Annotated in this window: 3 protein-coding genes and 1 pseudogene; all 4 read right to left on the bottom strand. The window is 68.0% G+C overall.

Features of this window, described 5'->3' with window-relative positions; genetic code table 11:
• Window position 1 precedes the first annotated feature (1 nt).
• The 4 genes and pseudogenes from D7231_RS34430 to D7231_RS34410 all read right to left on the bottom strand — a co-directional run bounded on the left by D7231_RS34430 (window position 2) and on the right by D7231_RS34410 (window position 3,306).
• Window positions 2-499, bottom strand: coding sequence for a 2'-5' RNA ligase family protein (locus D7231_RS34430; RefSeq protein WP_158673890.1), 498 nt, complete (start codon window positions 497-499; stop codon window positions 2-4).
• A gap of 1,211 nt (window positions 500-1,710) precedes the next feature.
• Window positions 1,711-1,926 (bottom strand): annotated as a pseudogene (locus tag D7231_RS38000) (DNA-directed RNA polymerase subunit alpha C-terminal domain-containing protein); the annotation flags it as partial.
• Between the two features lie 272 nt (window positions 1,927-2,198).
• Window positions 2,199-2,693 carry a PaaI family thioesterase gene (locus D7231_RS34415; RefSeq protein WP_120760265.1) on the bottom strand — a complete coding sequence of 165 codons (495 nt, stop codon included), beginning with the start codon at window positions 2,691-2,693 and terminating at the stop codon, window positions 2,199-2,201.
• A 1-nt stretch (window position 2,694) separates the two neighbouring features.
• Window positions 2,695-3,306 carry a TetR/AcrR family transcriptional regulator gene (locus tag D7231_RS34410; protein WP_158673889.1) on the bottom strand — a complete coding sequence of 204 codons (612 nt, stop codon included), beginning with the start codon at window positions 3,304-3,306 and terminating at the stop codon, window positions 2,695-2,697.
• Window positions 3,307-3,561 lie beyond the last annotated feature (255 nt).

The raw sequence follows: 3,561 nt of genomic DNA, 5'->3' as shown, positions 1-3,561 counted from the left end.
GTCACGATTCCCCCAGCAGGACGGTGGTGACGGGCCGCCAGGTGATCTGCCGCCCGTCGTGGGACTGGGCGACCAGGTGCAGGCGGTCCACGTGGAAGGAGACCGGGCCGGCCGGGATGTCCGACAGCAGCGCCTTCAAGGCGGTGCGGTCGGCGTGCGCGGCCTGGCGGCCAGCGTACGCCACGGAGAGGTGCGGGTAGTAGGCCGCGGGCAGCAGGGGGTAGCGGTCCCCGAGGACCTCCCGGCCGGCCCGGGCCGTTATCTCCCACAGGCGCCGCGCCGGTGCTCCGGGCCGCCCGGGGCACTCCAGCGCCACGTTCCCCACGACGGGCCGGTCCAGGGCCAGCTCGAACGGCCTGACCTCGGCGCAACGCTCGCGGACCCGGCCGGTGATCGCGCGGATCTCCTCGTCGCTGACCTCCTCCACCGGCCCGGAATGGAGCACGGTGACGTGGCACCACTGGGGCGCCACCGGCTCCAGACCGGGCGTGTGCGTCACCTCCCGGTATGTAGGGCCGCAATTGGAATGTCCCGTTCCGTCGTGACGACCTGCGTCTTCTCGCGTTGTCTCATTCGGATGGCCCGGCATTCTGTCTCACGATCTTGGCCCGTCGGGCCCTGTCGAGGGATAGCTCGGACTACGCCGAGGTGCCGGCGAGCGGGATCGTCGCCAACGTCTCCCAAGTGATGGTCTTCTCGGCGTCGTTGGCGACCACGTCGACGAGGGCGACAGCGTCGATCAACAGGGGTGCGTGGCTGGGGCGGACCCGGCGCACGCGACGGTGAATCTGGTGGTAGTGGTCCAGGTCCACTTCGGCCGCTAACGGTAGCGTCGGATATTGGATCTCTCGGAATGCCCGGACTTTTGTCACAGTTCGTCCTGTCAATCATCCGTGCTTGCCGAGTATCGGCAGTCCACCTGAGGTTCCCCCGAGACTGTTCGGACACTGCGTCCGCGCCGACTCGCCCGCTTGGGCATCAGCAGCTGACGGGCCATCGCGCTTCACTGCGCTGCCTCGTCTTGATTCCCCGCGGCTCTCAGCTCCCGGTCGGCCGCGAGCATGGCCGCCCGGGTCTTCCCGCACAGCGGCTCCGCGATCGAGGCCACGGCTCCGTTGATTCGGACCGCACCTTCCAAACCTCGCTGGCAGAGCACCAGACGGTGGTCACCCCCTGGTCACCGTGCCCGTTCACCCTCCATCGGGCGATGCCGGATATCAATGTGTTTGCGGGACTCTGCTCCGGTACGCCAGTTGTTGGTGGGTTTGGTCTTGAGCGGTGACGGATCTGGGGACGGCGGCGGCGAGTGCCGAGCCCATCAGCCTTCCCTCCCCTTTCCCGGGACGTCCTGCGCCTGGTCATCCGCGTCATCGCCGCTGTCTGTTCCGTACGGGCCGAACGGGCCGACCTGTCCGGGCAGTGCCTCGACCAGTGGTGCGCCGCCCTTCGTGCGGTGCGGTCCGGGGATCATTCGCCGGTCCCGTCGCCACGCTGAGTCAGCAGTTCCGCCACCTCGTCCTTCGGGTGAGTTTCTCGCAGCTCTGTGCTCTCCTCCAACACCCCATCAAGGCGGATACGCCACTCATCAGGGTCGGAGCAGTCGGACCAGTCATCGGCACCCCTCGTGATCCAGATTCAGCGTGCACCGTGCAGCGAAATCGGCCAGGATCACCGCCGTGAACGTACGGGACTGTCCCACGAGGCATATCCGGCGCGCCCGCGGGCGCCACGAGTCCTCGTGGTGTGGATGCCCTCGCGCTTGAGGCATCCATGGAGGAGCGGATGGTGAGGCCGAGCTCCTCGATCAGCACGTGCCAGATCGGCGGCGAACGCGGTGTCGACAGGAGAGGGGCCATGTCGACAGCTCTCGGCATCGATGCTGAGCGCACGGGCCAGACCGAACAGCTCGACCGGGGTGTTGCTCGCGGGCTCATGGACCTTGGACCTTGGGCCATGGCAGGCATAGAGTCCCGGCGGCTCGAGGGGGCACGGCGCTGGTGATGCACTGGGTGCCAGGCGGGCAGCTCAGTGTGCGTAGTGAGTGCGCGGAGACCAGGTTGGGCTACCGCGATGTTCCAAGAGTCCGTCGCGCGGGTTGGGGCGATGGCGTGGAGGGGTTCTCCTGGGTGCTTGCGGTGGTCGGCTCGGCGCCGGATGACCGGGTTGTAGTGCGAAGCTGCTGGGGAGCCGTGGCGGGGTCAATCGCCGGGAACGTCAGGTGAAATGCCCTGAGCGAAGTGCTCCACGCTCACTTTCACGAAGACGGCCGTCGAAGTGATCACGGGGCGCCCGTCCGGTGCGGTCGCGCCGGCTGTGACGAACAGTTTCCGTCCCTCACGTCGGGCCACCTGGGCATCCAGCCGGTACGTCGTTCCGATCAGCACCGGTGCGAGGTAGTCAACCGCCAGCTGGCGGGTCACCGCAGGCCCTCCCTCGAGGAAGAGCAGAAAACCGTAGAGGTCATCGACGACCGTGGCCACCGCGCCGCCGTGGGCGATGCCGGGGGCGCCCACGTGGCGGTTGTCGAAGGTGTGCCAAGCCTGCACGCCATCGCCGTGACGGACGGCTCGCAGCCGATGCCCGTGGGGGTTCTCCGGGCCGCAGCCCAGGCAGTGGTCATGGTGAGCCGGCAGATCCGAGCCGTCCGGATAGCCGACGAACTTCTCCGACCACATCGCCAGCAGCGCTTGCATATCAGCCACGACGGCCTCCTTGCAGGCGCCGCGCCCAGGCGGCCAGGACCTCGGCTTGACGGTGGCCGGGATGGGCAACCAGCAGACCGCTGACCCCGCGACCGAGGAGGAGGTCCAGGGTGAGCCGGATCTCGATGGGGTCGCCGGTGACGTAGGTGCGGCAGATCTCGGCGAGCTCGGCGTTGACGCGGTCTTCTGCGGGAACGAGCTCGGCCCGCAAGGCGTCGTGAGCACGAGCGGCCACCCACAGCTCAAGGCTCGCGGCGTACAAGGGGCCGGAGAGCGCCTCCGCCAGCAACCGAAGCGCCATCTCCCGCTTCCCCGCGTCCGCCGCATCTTCGTGTCCGACCACAGGAGGTCCAAGCAGCTCCATCTGCTCTCGGACGCGGCGCAGGCGCTCCTGCACCAAGTGCTCGACGGCCGCAACCACCAACTGGTCGCGAGTCCCGAAGTGGTGCAACTGCGCGCCGCGCGAAAGGCCCGCCCGTTCCGCGACCGCGGCGCTGGTCGTGCCCGTGTAGCCGAGCTCGGCAAGGCAGTTCACCGTGGCATCCAGCAGCGCCCGCCGCGTGGCCGCCGAACGCTCCTCTTGTCTTCTCACTTGCACCGACACGATGCGAGACTACATGCATGCATGAATGTATGTCGATTCGGAAAGTGGGTGCGCATGTCACGTCCACATAGCCGACATGATGGCGCGGCGCCGATTGCTGCGACGCCCGGTGCTGGAGTCGCCCCGACAGATGAGGCCCTGCCCCGACAATCAGAGCCGCGACGGGTCCTGCTGGACTACCCACACCGCATGGCAGGACACTGCGGTTCCGGAGCGCTGAGGGACCTCTTGAATTGGCCAATCCCGGCTGGAACG

This window comes from Streptomyces klenkii (genome assembly GCF_003626645.1).
Lineage (GTDB): Bacteria > Actinomycetota > Actinomycetes > Streptomycetales > Streptomycetaceae > Streptomyces > Streptomyces klenkii.
The sequence above is the reverse complement of the archived record's forward strand: the minus strand, read 5'-3'. Positions and strand labels throughout refer to the sequence as shown.

Excerpts from the sequence above, each read along its gene's own strand:
- D7231_RS34415 (WP_120760265.1), bottom strand. The coding sequence starts at position 2,693 with ATGCAAGCGCTGCTGGCGATGTGGTCGGAGAAGTTCGTCGGCTATCCG.